The sequence below is a fragment of the Lachnoanaerobaculum gingivalis genome (genome assembly GCF_003862475.1).
In the GTDB taxonomy this organism is placed as follows: Bacteria; Bacillota; Clostridia; order Lachnospirales; family Lachnospiraceae; genus Lachnoanaerobaculum; species Lachnoanaerobaculum gingivalis.
Map to the genome: position 1 here is coordinate 103,907 of NZ_RRCO01000005.1, position 12,702 is coordinate 116,608.

Consider the following 12,702-nt stretch of genomic DNA (forward strand, 5'->3'; position numbering starts at 1 on the left):
TTTCATCCTCACAATCTATTCCAAAACTGCAATAATGTCTAAGAATACTTCTTCCATATCCTTTGTCCCGTCTACCGAAGTCAAAATTTTCTCATTATCATAGTAGTCTATCAAAGGCTGTGTCTGATCATGATAAATCTCAAGTCTTTTCTTTACGGTCTCCGGCTTGTCATCATCCCTGATTACAAGTTCGTTACCACATGTATCACATACATTTTCCGCTTTCGGTGCCGAATATACTATATGATATGTAGCTCCGCAACTTAAACAAGCTCTTCTACCGCCCATTCTTGTAATAATCGACTCATCCGGAACATCTATATTTATAGCATAATCTATTTTTTCACCAAGCTGTGATAATGCCTTTGTCAATGACTTTGCCTGTGGTATTGTTCTTGGAAAACCGTCAAGTACAAAACCGTCTTTGCAATCATCTTTATGTATTCTGTCTAAAAGCATTCCTATAGTAATATCGTCAGGAACCAACTCGCCCCTATCCATATACTCTTTTGCTTTATTTCCAAGCTCGGTTTTTTCTTTTATATTTGCTCTGAATATATCGCCGGTGGATATATGCGGTATATTATACTTTTTTGCAATTCTCTTTGCCTGTGTGCCTTTTCCGGCACCGGGTGCACCTAACATAATAATTTTCATGGCGTATCTCCCCAATTTTCATTAGTAACCACGAAAAACCCCTGAAGAATATCCCCAGTGGTTTTTCGTAAGATGACTAGTCTAATAAGAATCCTCTGTAATTTCTTACAAGCATTTGTGATTCAATTGCTTTTATTGTCTCAAGGACTACACCAACAATGATGATCAGGGATGTTCCGGTAAATGAAAGTCTACTGATATTGAACAATCCTGATATTATTATAGGTATAATACAAACTATTATAAGTCCTGTTGCACCTATAATGATAATGTAACTTAAAATCTTTGAGAAGTAATCACTGGTAGGTTTTCCCGGTCTGATACCCGGTATAAATCCGCCTGATTTCTTCATATTGTTAGCTACCTCAAGTGGGTTAAAAGTAATTGATGTATAAAAATAAGCAAATAAGATAATCAAAATGATATAAACTATAAGTCCGATAGAATACTTCGGTGCTTCAGGCTTAAACCACATTGATGAATTCATATATGTTAATATCTCACCTATTATTGAGCCGTTATTAACTTGCAAGAATTGGCCAATAACTATAGGTGTAGAAAATAATGAAGAAGCAAAAATAACAGGAATAACACCTGCAGTATTTACTTTAAGCGGAATATTGGATGATGTTCCGCCTACACTTCTTCTACCCTGCGTTTTGGATGAATACTGTACAGGAATCCTTCTCTCGGCGTCCTGTAAGATAATGGTGAAAACTACCATTGCTACTATAAAAGCGATTATAATAACTGCGGCAACCACCATTCTTGCTACTGTCTGGCCTTTTAAGAATCTAACATACAGATTGTTAAAGTCAGATGGTAATGAAGCAAGAATATTCAGAAGAAGAACAACAGAAATACCGTTTCCTACGCCATTTTCTGTAATTCTCTCTCCCATCCACATCAAAAATGCACTACCTGCTGTCATTGTAACTACAGCTACAACTACACTCTTTATTCCAAAATGAATTAAAAGTCCCTGTCTACCGAATCCTATTGCCATGGCTGAAGACTGTAAGAGGGCTAGGGCGACAGTTAAGTATCTTGTGTACTCTACTATCTTTTTTCTACCGTCTTCACCATCCTGTTGTAATTCCTCAAGTGCAGGAATCGCAATTGTCAAAAGCTGGATTATGATAGAACTTGTAATGTATGGAGTAATGCTTAGTGCAAGCACACTCAGACTTTCAAATGAGCCTCCGGTGATTGCATTGAAAAATCCAAATGCGTCACCGGTCTGCTTTGCAAAAAAATCTTTAAAATAAGTTGTATTCACACCCGGTATAGGTAAATTACTGCCGAAGCGAATAATTACCAGCATTATAAATGTGTACAGAAGCTTCTTTCGTACATCCTTTACCTTAAATGCATTTCGGAGTGTTGTGAGCATCAGATCACCTCACAAGTTCCGCCTGCGGCTTCAATCTTAGCTTTTGCGCTTTCACTAACGGCAATATACTTGATATTGAACTTCTTTGTTAATGAACCGTTTCCTAAGAGTTTAACTCCATCTCTTGTATTTTTGATTATTCCTGCAGCTACTAATGTCTCAGGAGTAACTTCTATACCGTCCTCAAGACGATCAAGAACAGAAATGTTTACAGCTACGATATCCTTAGAGTTACGATTTGTAAATCCTCTCTTAGGGATACGTCTGTATAATGGCATCTGTCCACCTTCGAATCCCGGTCTTGTAGGACCTGAACGAGCTTTCTGACCCTTGTGACCCTTACCGGCAGTCTTACCGTTACCTGAACCATGTCCACGGCCACGTCTGAAATTATCGCTATGCTTTGAGCCTAATGCAGGCTGTAAATTAGATAAATCCATAACTACACCTCCTTCTTTAGACTTCTTCAACTTTTACAAGATGTCTTACATGCCAAATCATGCCTCTTACAGCATCATTATCAGGCATTTCCACTGTCTTGTTTAATTTTCTTAAACCAAGCGCCTCTACAGTTGCTCTCTGTTTTGGGATAGCACCGATAGGGGATTTAACCAATGTAATTTTTAACTTTGCCATATTTTCCTCCTATTATGCTAATATTTCTTCTACTGACTTTCCACGGAGTTTTGCAATCTCCTCAGGAGTCTTAAGTGCTGCTAAACCTGCAAGTGTAGCAAGACATACATTTGTCTTGTTATTTGAGCCTAAAGATTTTGAACGGATATTCTTATATCCTGCAAGCTCCAATACCGCACGGGCAGGGCCACCTGCGATAATACCTGTACCTTCAGGTGCTCTCTTTAAAAGAACACTTGCACTTCCGAATTTTCCTGTGTAATCATGCGGTACACTGAAATTCTCATCTATTCTAACTTCAACTAATGACTTAGTTGCAGCTTCTTTACCTTTACGGATAGCCTCAGGTACCTCTCCTGCTTTACCAAGACCGATACCGACATGACCATTACCGTCACCTACAACAACAAGAGCAGAAAACTTCATTGTACGTCCACCCTTTACGGTTTTGGATACACGCTTGATATTTACGACTCTGTCATTTAACTCCAATTTGCTTGGATCGATGATTTGTCTCTTCATGTATGTTTCTCCTCCTATTAGAATTGTAATCCTGCTTCACGGGCAGCCTCTGCCAATGCAGCAACCTTACCTTGATAGATAAATCCGCCTCTATCAAATACAACTTTGTCTATACCCTTCTCAAGTGCTCTCTTTGCAATAAGAGTTCCAACGAATGCTGCAGCATCTACATCATTTGTCTTTGAAAGCTCCGCTCTTGCACTCTTCTCAAGTGTTGAGGCACTAACTACTGTATTTCCCACTGTGTCGTCAATAATCTGAGCGTACATATGGTTGTTACTTCTAAATACAGCAAGACGTGGTCTCTCAGTTGTTCCGCTGAGACGATTACGTAATCTGTAATGCTTCTTAGTTCTAAGATCGCTTTTTGATTTTTTGCTAACCATTTACTTACCCTCCTATTATTTCTTACCGGTCTTACCGACTTTACGTCTGATAACTTCAGTAGAGTATTTGATACCCTTGCCCTTATATGGCTCAGGCTTTCTCTTGCCTCTTATTTCAGCAGCGTACTGACCTACTTTTTCCTTGTCAATACCCTGAATCTTTATGATGTTCTGTCCGTCAAGAACAGATGTGATACCTTCAGGATCTTCCATCTCTACAGGATGTGAATATCCAAGTGAAAGTACAAGCTTGTTTCCTTGCTTTGCTGCTCTGTAACCAACACCGTTTACCTCAAGTACCTTCTCATAGCCTTCGGTTACACCTACTACCATGTTATGTATAAGAGTTCTTGTGAGACCGTGTAATGCCTTATTCTTCTTTAAGTCATTTGGTCTAGTTACTACAATATCATCACCTTCCTGCTTAATAGTCATTTCTACAGGTAATGCTCTCTCAAGTGTACCCTTAGGACCTTTTACAGTCACATGATTATTTTCTGCAATTGTAACAGTTACTCCTGCCGGAATTGCGATAGGCATTCTTCCAATTCGTGACATGCCGTCTTCCTCCTTAAATTTATCGTGAGCTTTCGCTCAGGTTTTCAGGTTTATATCATCTAATAGGCAGTCACTAAAGAATGATCTTTATGACTACTGCTATTAGAGTTGAAACTTAATTATATTTGTTGTATCCACTCGGCATTGGCATACATATATGTGCCGGGTGGGTTCGACTCCACTAGCGCTCAAACTACGTTTTCGCTGAGTGTCGCGAACGACTTTCACACTAAGTTCACACTGCGTGTTCACTAAGTGTTCAATGTCTCGGGACGGGCTTTCGTACTAAATTCGCACTGCACTTCGTTTGTGCTCATTAAGTACGGGGTGCCTACCAAACGAAAGCAAGTACTTCTCCACCTACGTTAAGCTTTCTTGCTTCTTTATCTGTGATAACGCCGTTATTTGTTGAAATAATAGCTGTTCCAAGACCACCAAGAACTCTTGGAAGCTCTTCTCTGCTTGCGTATATACGTAAGCCCGGCTTTGAAATTCTCTTCAATCCACTTATTATTCTCTCGCTCTTGTTAGCTGTATACTTTAAGAATATTCTGATATCCTTGAAGTTACCATTGTCAACAAGTTCGTACTTCTCTACATAACCTTCTTCTACAAGTATGTTAGCTATTGCTATTTTCATCTTTGAGGAAGGAATATCAACTGAGTCATGTTTTGCAGTATTTGCATTTCTGATTCTGGTAAGCATATCTGCAATTGGATCGCTCATTGTCATGGAATTTTTTCCTCCTGTTTATTTTAAATGTATCTGATTATAACTATTTTTACTTCTTTCAAGCTGTTCGGTAACATAAAAGCGTCCACTCGACATCGGCATATATGTGTGCCGGGTGGCGTCCACTCGACTAAGTTCGCACTTCGCTTTGCTTGTGCTCACTAAGGCTCGGGACGGGCTTTCGTACTAAATTCGCACTGCACTTCGTTTGTGCTCATTAAGTGCTCAATGCCTGCCTACCAGCTTGCTTTCTTAACTCCCGGTATTTGACCCTTATAAGCCAATTCACGGAAGCAAATTCTACAGATACCATACTTTTTAAGATAAGCATGTGGACGGCCACAGATTTTGCATCTGCTGTACTCTCTTGTAGAGAATTTTGCCGGTCTGGCCTGCTTAATCTTCATTGAAGTCTTTGCCATGAAATCTTCCTCCTAAATTATTTGAAAAATGGCATATTGAATAATGTCAAAAGTTCTCTAGCTTCTTCATCTGTGTTTGCTGTAGTAACGAATATAACATCCATACCACGCACCTTATCAATCTTATCATACTCTATCTCAGGGAAGATAAGCTGTTCCTTAACTCCAAGAGCATAGTTTCCTCTGCCATCAAATGCATTAGGATTAACACCTCTAAAGTCACGCACTCTTGGAAGAGCAAGATTTATAAGTCTGTCAGCAAACTCATACATCTTTGAACCACGAAGAGTTACCTTACAACCTATAGGCATACCCTCTCTAAGTTTAAAGTTAGCAACTGATTTCTTTGCCTTTGTAACTACCGCCTTTTGTCCGGAGATAATTTCAAGATCTCTAACTGCAGCATCTAATACTTTTGCATTATCTTTTGCTTCACCGACAGCCATGTTGATAACAATCTTATCAAGCTTCGGTACCTGCATAGGATTCTTATAGCCAAACTTCTCAATCATCTTTGCAACGATTTCGTTCTCATATGTTTCCCTTAATCTTGTCATGTTTTCCTCCTTTCCAATTAGTCGATAGCCTTGCCGGTCTTCTTAGCTACACGAACCTTCTTGCCGTCTTTTACTTCAAAACCGACTCTTGTAGCCTTACCGTCAACAACTAACATTACATTTGATATATCAATAGTTCCCTCTGTATTTACGATTCCACCGTTCTGGTTAGCCATACTTGGTTTTGTATGCTTTGTAATCATATTACAGCCTTCAACTACTACTCTGTTCTTCTTAGTATCAACCTTTAATACTTTACCTGTCTTGCCTCTATCTTTTCCAGATATGATCTTAACCATATCGTCTCTTTTGATTTTATGCACGCTAGACCTCCTTATAATACTTCAGGTGCGAGAGATACAATCTTCATAAAATGCTTCTCACGAAGTTCTCTTGCAACCGGTCCAAAGATACGAGTACCTCTTGGAGTCTTGTCATCCTTGATTATAACTGCTGCGTTTTCATCGAATCTGATGTATGAACCGTCTTTACGGCGTGTGCTATTGACTGATCTTACTACAACAGCCTTAACAACATCACCTTTCTTTACAACACCGCCTGGTGTTGCATCTTTAACGGTAGCGACGATTATATCGCCGATATGAGCATATCTTCTAGTTGAACCACCCATAACACGAATTGTAAGCAATTCCTTTGCTCCGGTGTTATCGGCTACCTTCAATCTTGTTTCCTGCTGAATCATGCCGGATACTCCTTCCTACCTAAATTATTTTGCCTTCTCAATTATCTGTACAAGTCTCCATCTCTTATCTTTAGAAAGAGGTCTTGTCTCCATAATCTTTACAGTATCGCCAATGTTACATTCATTCTTTTCATCATGTGCTTTGAACTTAACAGTCTTCTTTACAATCTTGCCATAAAGTGGATGCTTTACATGGTCTTCGATTGCAACAGTGATTGTCTTATCCATCTTATCGCTAACAACCTTGCCGATACGGGTTTTTCTAAGATTTCTCTCCACGGTTTATCTCCTTTATCTTTATGCCAATTTTGCATTCTCAGTGATAACTGTCTGAATTCTGGCAATGTTTCTACGAACTTCCTTAATTCTTGAAGTGTTATCCAACTGGCTGGTTGCATTTTGGAATCTAAGGTTGAAAAGTTCCTTCTTTGCGGAAACCAATTCCTCATTTAACTGTTCTAAGCTTTTTGACTTTAATTCGTTTACATAATTCTTAGTTTTCACTTGCTTCACCGCCTTCCAAATCAGCCTTTGAAACTATCTTACATCTGCAAGGAAGCTTATGCATTGCAAGACGAAGAGCCTCTCTGGCAACCTCTTCAGGTACGCCTGCGATCTCAAATAATACACGACCCGGCTTTACAACAGCTACCCAATATTCTGTAGATCCCTTACCTGAACCCATTCGAGTCTCAGCAGGTTTTGCTGTAACAGGCTTATCAGGGAAAATCTTTATCCAAACTTTACCACCACGCTTGATATAACGAGTCATAGCAACTCTGGCAGCCTCTATCTGGTTTGACTTTATCCAACAAGGATCAAGGGATACTAAACCATACTCACCATAAGTGATCTTATTGCCTCTTAAGGCCTTTCCTGCCATAGAACCTCTAAACTGTTTTCTACGCTTTACTCTCTTAGGCATTAACATATTATTTTACGCTCCCTTCCTGTGTTTTTCTTTGAGGAAGCACCTCACCTGTGTATATCCAAACCTTAACACCAACTTTTCCGTATGTTGTGTTTGCCTCGGCAAAACCATACTGGATGTCAGCTCTTAATGTCTGAAGAGGAATTGTACCCTCTGAATAGAACTCTGTACGAGCCATATCAGCACCGCCAAGACGTCCTGAACAGCTTGCCTTGATACCAAGTACTCCCGCCTTCATGCTTCTTGACATTGTTGACTTCATTGCTCTACGGAATGATATACGATTCTCAAGCTGTGATGCAATGCTTTCAGCTACAAGCTGAGCATCTCTATCAGGTCTCTTGATTTCTTTGATATCAATGAATACTTTCTTATCTGTAAACTTTGATACTTCCTTCTTTAACTTTTCAACTTCTGCACCCTGCTTACCGATAACAACACCCGGTCTTGCAGTATGAAGTATTATTCTAACTCTGTCTGAAGCACGCTCGATTTCAATATCTGATACGCTTGCTGAATAAAGCTTGTTCTTTAAGAACTTTCTGATATTGTAGTCTTCTACTAAGCAATCAGCAAAATCCTTATCAGCGTACCATCTGGAGCTCCAGTCTTTTATAACACCGACTCTAAGTCCATGTGGATTAACTTTCTGTCCCATTTTCGCGTCTCCTCCTATCTTTCATCTAAGACCACTGTGATATGGCTCATTCTCTTCTCGATACGATAAGCTCTACCCTGTGCTCTTGGCTTAATTCTCTTCATTATAGGGCCATCACTTGCATAACACTCTGCAATATATAATTTAGAAGGATCTAAATTATTATTGTTCTCAGCATTAGCTACTGCCGACTCTACCAATTTCTTGATAACACTTGACGCATATCTTGGGCTATACATAAGAATACCCAAAGCCTCACCAACATTCTTTCCTCTGATTGCATCAAGCACGAAACATGCTTTCTGAACAGGTACTCTGGCATATGAGAGCTTAGCTGATGGTCTGGTGTCCTTAACTGCATTTCTTTCTCTTTTAATCTGGGATCTATGTCCTTTTGCCATTTAAAAAACCTCCTTTCAACCCTCTCTTATCTTGAAGCTTTCTTATCGTCAGCTTTATGTCCTTTGTAAGTTCTTGTTGCAACGAACTCACCAAGCTTATGTCCTACCATATCCTCGGTAACATATACCGGAACATGCTTTCTTCCATCATGAACAGCAATAGTATGACCTACCATCTGTGGGAAGATTGTTGAACGGCGTGACCATGTTTTAATAACACTCTTGTCGCCGGTCTGATTCATTGCATCAACTTTCTTTAATAAACTTGCATCTGCAAATGGTCCTTTTTTAAGTGAACGTGACATTTATCTTTCCTCCTTTATTTAGTAGCGGCCTTACCATCTCTTCTTCTGATGATCAACTTATTAGACTGTTTCTTCTTGTTTCTAGTCTTAAGACCAAGAGCCGGCTTGCCCCAAGGAGTAGATGGACCCGGACGACCGATTCCGGTTTTACCTTCACCACCACCGTGTGGATGGTCATTAGGGTTCATAACAGAACCACGAACTGTAGGTCTTATACCCATGTGACGCTTTCTTCCTGCCTTACCAAGTTTAACAAGTGAATGCTCACCGTTTCCAACTACACCGATAGTAGCTCTGCAAATGATTGGAACCATTCTCATCTCACCTGATGGAAGACGAAGAGTTGCATACTTGCCTTCTTTTGCCATAAGCTGTGCCACATTTCCTGCTGAACGAACAAGCTGTCCGCCCTTTCCCGGATAAAGCTCAATGTTATGAATCTGTGCACCTACAGGAATCTCTGCAAGTGGTAAACAGTTTCCAACTCTGGCCTCTGCACCTGAACCGCTTACTATTGTAGCTCCGACCTGAAGTCCTTCAGGAGCAAGTATATAAGCCTTAGCACCATCTACATATGCGATAAGCGCAATGTTGGCTGTTCTGTTCGGATCATACTCTATAGCAACAACTTTTGCAGGAACTCCGTCTTTAGAGTTTCTCTTAAAATCGATGATTCTGTATTTTCTCTTTGCACCGCCACCGCGATGTCTAACTGTTATTTTACCCTGATTGTTTCTTCCTGAGTTCTTCTTAATTGGTGCCAATAATGACTTCTCAGGAGTACTCTTTGTGATTACGCTAAAGTCCAAACCTGTCATATTTCTTCTTGACGGTGTATATGGACTATATTTCTTTATTCCCATTTTTTCTCCTTCTTGTGCTACGCACTTTATCACGGCAGGATGCCGTATAATACATCCCGATCATATCGGGAAAGCAACACTTGTTGCTTATAAGCCCTGGAACAACTCGATATCTTTGCTATCCTCTGTAAGCCATACAATAGCCTTCTTGACTTTTGCTGTCTTACCTGTTGTCATTCCTCTTCTTCTTGTCTTTCCATCCTGGTTCATAGTGTTTACTTTTGTAACCTTAACGCCGTCAAACATCTTCTCAACTGCTTCTTTGATCATTGTCTTGTTTGATTCAGGATGTACAAGGAAAGTATATTTCTTCTCTGTCATGCCAAGCATGCTCTTCTCTGTAATAACCGGCTTAAGTATTACGTCATAGTATTGAATATTTGCCATTACGCATATACCTCCTCTATAGTCTTAACAGCGTCCTTAGAAGCAACTACTGTGTTGTACTTTAAGATATCATATACATTGATAGTCTTAGGTGAAGCAGCCTTAACACCGTAAATATTTCTAACAGAAAGTACAGTGTTCTTCTCATTCTCAGCACATACAACAAGAGCCTTCTTAACATTTAAGTTATTTAAAGTCTGCTGCATTTTCTTTGTCTTAATTTCGCTCATTGCGAAATCATCAACAACGATGAACTTGTTCTCAAGAACTCTGCTTGTAAGAGCACTCTTAAGAGCAATTCTCTTCTCTTTTTTATTTAAGTTAATTGTATAATCTCTTGGAGTAGGTGCGAATACAACACCGCCACCCTTCCACTGAGGTGATCTTGTTGAACCCTGACGTGCATGTCCTGTACCTTTTTGCTTCCAAGGCTTTCTTCCGCCACCACTAACTTCGGAACGTGTCTTTGCCTTTTGTGTTCCCTGACGCTTGTTTGCCAACTGTGCAACAACTGCCATATGAACTAAATGCTCGTTAACATTAACTCCGAACACAGCATCATTTAATTCTATACTACCAACTTCTTTTCCTTCAATATTAAATACTGATATATTAGCCATTTGTGTTCCTCCTTTCTGTTAGTTATTTTTTCTTAACAGTCTCTTTTAATGTTATTAAAGCTTTCTTTGAACCAGGCATTGAACCCTTTACAAGGATAAGATTCTTGTCCGCATCAACTCTTACGATTTCAAGATTCTGTGTAGTTACCTTCTTTGCACCCATATGTCCCGGCATTCCTTTGCCCTTAAATACATGGCTTGGATCTGAAGATGAACCGTTTGAACCCTGATGGCGGTGGAACTTAGAACCGTGACTCATAGGTCCTCTTGACTGTCCGTGACGCTTAATAGCGCCCTGGAATCCTTTACCCTTTGAGATAGCAGTCGCATCAACTTTATCTCCTGCAGCAAATATGTCAGCTTTGATCTCATTCTTTACTGCATACTCAGATGCGTTCTCAAACTTGAACTCTCTGATAAATCTTCCGGCTGCAAAAACTTCTCTCTTCTTGTCGCCATTTTCTACTACAGTCTTCTCAACTCCTGCCTTAGCAAGGTGACCTGACTTAGCCTTGTTAACCAACTTTGTACGGATCTGTCCATATGCAACCTGAACTGAATTGTATCCGTCATTTTCCTCTGTCTTAACCTGTGTAACAACACATGGTCCTGCAAGAAGAACTGTTACAGGTATTAACACACCGTTCTCATCGAAAATCTGTGTCATACCGACTTTTCTAGCAAGTATTGCCTTCTTCATTAATATACCTCCTGGTTTATTCTACAGCGGAGCACTTAGTGCTCATCCTAGAGCAGGATTAACGCCATTTAGCGGATTATCTACTCTTCATTTTGATGTCTATGTTCACACCTGCAGGCATTTCCAATCTGGAAAGTGCATCAACAGTCTTTTGTGATGGTGCAATGACATCAATCAATCTCTTGTGAGTTCTCTGCTCGAACTGCTCACGAGAGTCTTTGTACTTATGTACAGCTCTAAGGATAGTAACCACTTCCTTCTTTGTTGGTAGTGGAACAGGTCCTGAAACAGCTGCTCCTGTCTTCTTTACAGTATCAACAATTCTTGCAGCACAGCTGTCAACTAATTGGTGATCATAAGCTTTTAATGTGATTCTCATTACCTGATTTGCCATAAAAAAAGCCGCCTCCTTTTCAATCTTTATAAAAGAAATTGACAAGTGGTGACTGTACACTCTTCCGTGCGTGTCATGGTGACCAACCCACGAAAATACTCAATATGAGATGCTGTTTGTACAGTGACTTGTCGCCAGTTTTTGCAACATGACCTTCGCTCCACATAAAACCCGTAAACGGCAACCTATGCTTCATAGCTATCAATGTCACAGCTATACTAGGATAGCATAGATAAAAACCGATTGCAAGCACTTTTTTACATTGATTTATGTTTTTTTTCAAGTACTTAAAACCGGTTTTTTATCGGCTTTATTTTTTTGATTCTAATCAAAGTTTTTTCTTAAATTATGTTGCTCCATAAACTTTAATATGGCAAATGCCATAAAACTGTTTATCGGAATTAAAATTATATTTTTAACGGCTCTCATAGGTAATATTGCAAGAAAAGCTTTTCCATATAATATGTTCAGCCATAATGTACCAAGCATTATGTTACATATATAGCTGACAAGAATTTCCGCTATTAATATTCTCTTTATTGAAACAGGCTTTTTATATAGAAGACTTCCGTATATAAGCCCTGCAATAATTGCATTGAATGTAAATCCCGGAAAGAAAGGTCCGGTAGGCTTTATCATATATTTTGCAATATCTGTAATCGCCCCGAATATACTTCCCACTATCGGCCCGAATAAATATCCGATTCCGACTGTAGTTAATGAAGAAAATCCGATCTTTAGGAAATTACCTATCGGAACCGTAAATGCTCCCAGTATAATTGACAGCGCAACAAACATTGCCACTGTAGTAATTGTCTTCACTTTTTTTAATTCATTATATGAAAACAAAAATAACTCTTTTATATCTCCCATATC

Annotated in this window: 24 protein-coding genes; all 24 read right to left on the reverse strand. The window is 39.5% G+C overall.

All coding sequences use genetic code 11. From position 1 onward, the window contains the following. Positions 1-15: 15 nt before the first annotated feature. The 24 genes from EHV10_RS10960 to EHV10_RS11075 all read right to left on the reverse strand — a co-directional run bounded on the left by EHV10_RS10960 (position 16) and on the right by EHV10_RS11075 (position 12,699). Positions 16-657: an adenylate kinase gene (locus EHV10_RS10960; protein ID WP_128674688.1), complete on the reverse strand. Its 642-nt coding sequence runs from the start codon at positions 655-657 to the stop codon at positions 16-18. A 76-nt stretch (positions 658-733) separates the two neighbouring features. Next, positions 734-2,050: a preprotein translocase subunit SecY gene (gene secY, locus EHV10_RS10965; RefSeq protein ID WP_128674689.1), complete on the reverse strand. Its 1,317-nt coding sequence runs from the start codon at positions 2,048-2,050 to the stop codon at positions 734-736. Beyond that, positions 2,050-2,490, reverse strand: coding sequence for a 50S ribosomal protein L15 (gene rplO / locus EHV10_RS10970; protein ID WP_009663153.1), 441 nt, complete (start codon positions 2,488-2,490; stop codon positions 2,050-2,052). Before rplO ends, secY begins: the two co-directional genes overlap by 1 nt. A 16-nt stretch (positions 2,491-2,506) precedes the next feature. Continuing rightward, the gene (gene rpmD, locus EHV10_RS10975) at positions 2,507-2,686 is read right to left on the reverse strand and encodes a 50S ribosomal protein L30 (protein WP_007593325.1); all 180 of its coding nucleotides are present in this window, start codon (positions 2,684-2,686) and stop codon (positions 2,507-2,509) included. Between the two features lie 12 nt (positions 2,687-2,698). Then, positions 2,699-3,208 carry a 30S ribosomal protein S5 gene (gene rpsE, locus EHV10_RS10980; RefSeq protein WP_007593327.1) on the reverse strand — a complete coding sequence of 170 codons (510 nt, stop codon included), beginning with the start codon at positions 3,206-3,208 and terminating at the stop codon, positions 2,699-2,701. A gap of 17 nt (positions 3,209-3,225) precedes the next feature. After that, on the reverse strand, positions 3,226-3,594 hold the full coding sequence (rplR, locus tag EHV10_RS10985; RefSeq protein WP_007593329.1) for a 50S ribosomal protein L18: 369 nt from the start codon (positions 3,592-3,594) through the stop codon (positions 3,226-3,228). A gap of 15 nt (positions 3,595-3,609) precedes the next feature. Continuing rightward, the gene (gene rplF, locus EHV10_RS10990; RefSeq protein ID WP_007593332.1) at positions 3,610-4,152 is read right to left on the reverse strand and encodes a 50S ribosomal protein L6; all 543 of its coding nucleotides are present in this window, start codon (positions 4,150-4,152) and stop codon (positions 3,610-3,612) included. A 331-nt stretch (positions 4,153-4,483) separates the two neighbouring features. Then, entirely contained in the window at positions 4,484-4,885 is a 402-nt protein-coding gene (gene rpsH / locus EHV10_RS10995; RefSeq protein ID WP_007593334.1) for a 30S ribosomal protein S8, read from the reverse strand. Positions 4,886-5,121: 236 nt separating this feature from the next. Beyond that, a complete protein-coding gene (locus tag EHV10_RS11000) occupies positions 5,122-5,307 on the reverse strand; it encodes a type Z 30S ribosomal protein S14 (RefSeq protein ID WP_007593336.1) in 186 nt (61 codons plus the stop codon). A gap of 17 nt (positions 5,308-5,324) precedes the next feature. Next, positions 5,325-5,864, reverse strand: a complete 540-nt coding sequence (rplE, locus tag EHV10_RS11005) for a 50S ribosomal protein L5 (RefSeq protein WP_007593338.1) — start codon at positions 5,862-5,864, stop codon at positions 5,325-5,327. 17 nt (positions 5,865-5,881) lie between these two features. Then, positions 5,882-6,187: a 50S ribosomal protein L24 gene (gene rplX, locus EHV10_RS11010; protein ID WP_007593339.1), complete on the reverse strand. Its 306-nt coding sequence runs from the start codon at positions 6,185-6,187 to the stop codon at positions 5,882-5,884. Between the two features lie 11 nt (positions 6,188-6,198). Beyond that, positions 6,199-6,567: a 50S ribosomal protein L14 gene (gene rplN / locus EHV10_RS11015; protein WP_007593340.1), complete on the reverse strand. Its 369-nt coding sequence runs from the start codon at positions 6,565-6,567 to the stop codon at positions 6,199-6,201. Between the two features lie 24 nt (positions 6,568-6,591). Beyond that, positions 6,592-6,846, reverse strand: a complete 255-nt coding sequence (gene rpsQ / locus EHV10_RS11020) for a 30S ribosomal protein S17 (RefSeq protein ID WP_007593341.1) — start codon at positions 6,844-6,846, stop codon at positions 6,592-6,594. An 18-nt stretch (positions 6,847-6,864) separates the two neighbouring features. Continuing rightward, the gene (gene rpmC, locus EHV10_RS11025) at positions 6,865-7,071 is read right to left on the reverse strand and encodes a 50S ribosomal protein L29 (protein ID WP_007593349.1); all 207 of its coding nucleotides are present in this window, start codon (positions 7,069-7,071) and stop codon (positions 6,865-6,867) included. Continuing rightward, entirely contained in the window at positions 7,061-7,498 is a 438-nt protein-coding gene (gene rplP, locus EHV10_RS11030) for a 50S ribosomal protein L16 (RefSeq protein WP_007593351.1), read from the reverse strand. Before rplP ends, rpmC begins: the two co-directional genes overlap by 11 nt. 1 nt (position 7,499) lies before the next feature. Continuing rightward, the gene (gene rpsC / locus EHV10_RS11035; protein ID WP_007593353.1) at positions 7,500-8,156 is read right to left on the reverse strand and encodes a 30S ribosomal protein S3; all 657 of its coding nucleotides are present in this window, start codon (positions 8,154-8,156) and stop codon (positions 7,500-7,502) included. 14 nt (positions 8,157-8,170) lie between these two features. Continuing rightward, positions 8,171-8,557: a 50S ribosomal protein L22 gene (rplV, locus tag EHV10_RS11040; protein WP_007593354.1), complete on the reverse strand. Its 387-nt coding sequence runs from the start codon at positions 8,555-8,557 to the stop codon at positions 8,171-8,173. Positions 8,558-8,583: 26 nt separating this feature from the next. After that, a complete protein-coding gene (rpsS, locus tag EHV10_RS11045; protein WP_007593355.1) occupies positions 8,584-8,862 on the reverse strand; it encodes a 30S ribosomal protein S19 in 279 nt (92 codons plus the stop codon). A 14-nt stretch (positions 8,863-8,876) separates the two neighbouring features. Further along, positions 8,877-9,725 carry a 50S ribosomal protein L2 gene (rplB, locus tag EHV10_RS11050; RefSeq protein WP_007593357.1) on the reverse strand — a complete coding sequence of 283 codons (849 nt, stop codon included), beginning with the start codon at positions 9,723-9,725 and terminating at the stop codon, positions 8,877-8,879. Between the two features lie 87 nt (positions 9,726-9,812). Then, positions 9,813-10,112 (reverse strand): 50S ribosomal protein L23, encoded by a 300-nt coding sequence (gene rplW, locus EHV10_RS11055; protein WP_128674690.1) that lies wholly within the window; start codon positions 10,110-10,112, stop codon positions 9,813-9,815. Continuing rightward, a complete protein-coding gene (gene rplD, locus EHV10_RS11060; RefSeq protein WP_007593364.1) occupies positions 10,112-10,732 on the reverse strand; it encodes a 50S ribosomal protein L4 in 621 nt (206 codons plus the stop codon). Before rplD ends, rplW begins: the two co-directional genes overlap by 1 nt. 22 nt (positions 10,733-10,754) lie before the next feature. Then, complete coding sequence (gene rplC / locus EHV10_RS11065) at positions 10,755-11,432, reverse strand: 50S ribosomal protein L3 (RefSeq protein ID WP_128674691.1); 678 nt, start codon at positions 11,430-11,432, stop codon at positions 10,755-10,757. A 76-nt stretch (positions 11,433-11,508) separates the two neighbouring features. Next, entirely contained in the window at positions 11,509-11,826 is a 318-nt protein-coding gene (rpsJ, locus tag EHV10_RS11070) for a 30S ribosomal protein S10 (RefSeq protein WP_007593367.1), read from the reverse strand. Between the two features lie 324 nt (positions 11,827-12,150). Beyond that, positions 12,151-12,699, reverse strand: a complete 549-nt coding sequence (locus EHV10_RS11075; RefSeq protein WP_128674692.1) for a folate family ECF transporter S component — start codon at positions 12,697-12,699, stop codon at positions 12,151-12,153. Positions 12,700-12,702 lie beyond the last annotated feature (3 nt).